At 53.5% G+C, this 1,700-nt stretch carries 3 protein-coding genes; all 3 read right to left on the reverse strand.

All coding sequences use genetic code 11. The features are described 5' to 3' along the window. Window positions 1-470: hypothetical protein (locus tag FFS57_RS24830; protein ID WP_137940497.1), on the reverse strand; the 470-nt coding region annotated here is incomplete at its 3' end. A 63-nt stretch (window positions 471-533) separates the two neighbouring features. Beyond that, window positions 534-833, reverse strand: coding sequence for a hypothetical protein (locus FFS57_RS24835; RefSeq protein WP_137940498.1), 300 nt, complete (start codon window positions 831-833; stop codon window positions 534-536). A gap of 9 nt (window positions 834-842) precedes the next feature. Then, a partial coding sequence (locus tag FFS57_RS24840) for an RHS repeat-associated core domain-containing protein (RefSeq protein WP_137940499.1) occupies window positions 843-1,700 on the reverse strand: 858 nt, incomplete at its 5' end.

A 1,700-nucleotide genomic window follows, 5' to 3' on the forward strand; every position in this document is an offset into this window, starting at 1 on the left:
CCGGTGTAACCATACTGCGGAATGTCGCCCTGCCCGTTGAGGCGATTGCCCCAGGCATCGAACTGTTGCCATGCCTGTAGCAGGCCCTGATGGTTGCTCAGCCCGACGATGCTGCCCAAACCATCGCCATGATAGGTCTGGGTGCCCTGACTGGTAATGCGCAACAGCGGGTCGTCGGTCGCCCCACCGTGCACGGTGCGCCACAGCGGATTCTGGTATTGCCCGGTTGGGTAACCGGCGATGATGTCATCACCCAGATACTGGTAATCCTGACTGCCCGCGCCATCGCTGCGACCGATGCGTTTACCGTCAGCGTCGTAACGGTAGCGGCCCAGTAGCGTACCCGCTGCGCTGTCCAGATTGATCTGGGTCAGTTGTTGCTGGCTGTTGTACTGGAAGGCGTGTTTGACATTGCCGACCGTTTTCAGGGTCAGGTTGCCGTTCGGGTCGTATTGATAGCTGGCCAGCACTTCGCCGCTAGCGGCGGTTATCCGCCAAAATCAACGACTCTGACCCCAACGATTAATCCTATACTACCCCTTACGTTCAGCTGATTCTTTCAACAATTTTATCCACTGATTGCTCATGTCTGTTAAGCAATCTCCCAGTGGCCAATCTGGGGCTGATTCGATCAAATGAACCAGCGACCACGCAAGGCCAAAGCAATCATCTGGGCCAAACAATTTTATTAGCGCTCGTGCCTCGTCATTGGTAATAGGAGGAGTCACTTTAAGTATGGACTCTTCAAATTGCTTCAACCAGTCTTCTTCGACCACGGCTGATGCAGGAAGGGCTCCTAAATGCAACAATGATTGAATTGCGACCTGCATCATTACCTCCTGTTATTTATTCATTAGTTTTGGAAAGGTATCTCTATAGTAATTAGTTAACGCCTTCAATCCCTCATTGTATTTCTTTCCAACAATTGAGCGAACGTCGCGGATATCTTTGGCTAGAACATCCCTAAATGGGAGATTTGCATCTGCTTGCACTGTTTGCCTTCCTCTACTACCCCACGTACGAGTTACAACGTGCTCAGCATGAGTCATTACCAAGGCACCACCCTCTTCGTAACTAGTCCGGCCTGCTGCAGCTTGGGGCATATGATGGGGAGTAAGGTTATCACCAGCAACGCGTCTTGCGTGGAGGCTGGAAAATCTCCCTGCTTCACCGGCTCTGACGCCTTTGACAGACAAGATCAACCCTAGCTTATCCATCGTATCTGGATTAGCCAGCGCACTGGCAGCAATCCCCGGTATCGCGTAGAGCGGATTGCCTGTTTCCTGCTGCTTCTGCACCCAATGATCAGCCGCGTTCTGGGCACGGTCAAGCGCAGCTTGGCTGTCTTGCGCCTGTCTGGCCTCAAAATTGGCCATCATCGAAGTCAACATCTGCTTGCCGGGTTGTACAGCCAGTGGTGAATTGACATAGCTGGTCTGCCTGACCGGTTGCGGCTTCGCGGACGTCAACCCACTTGGGTCAATCAAGTTGATTGGATCACCATCCACATAGCCATACGGGTTCAAGCCCCCGGCCAAACCAGACGGATCACGCTGCGTAAACCGCCCAATACTCGGGTCATACCACCTTGCGCGGTAGTAGATCAGCCCCGCCACATCCGGTTCTCTTCCGGTGTAACCATACTGCGGAATGTCCCCCTGCCCGTTGAGGCGATTGCCCCAGGCATCGAACTGTTGCCA

Origin of the sequence: Chitinivorax sp. B (assembly GCF_005503445.1) — a bacterium.
Taxonomy (GTDB): Bacteria; Pseudomonadota; Gammaproteobacteria; order Burkholderiales; family SCOH01; genus Chitinivorax.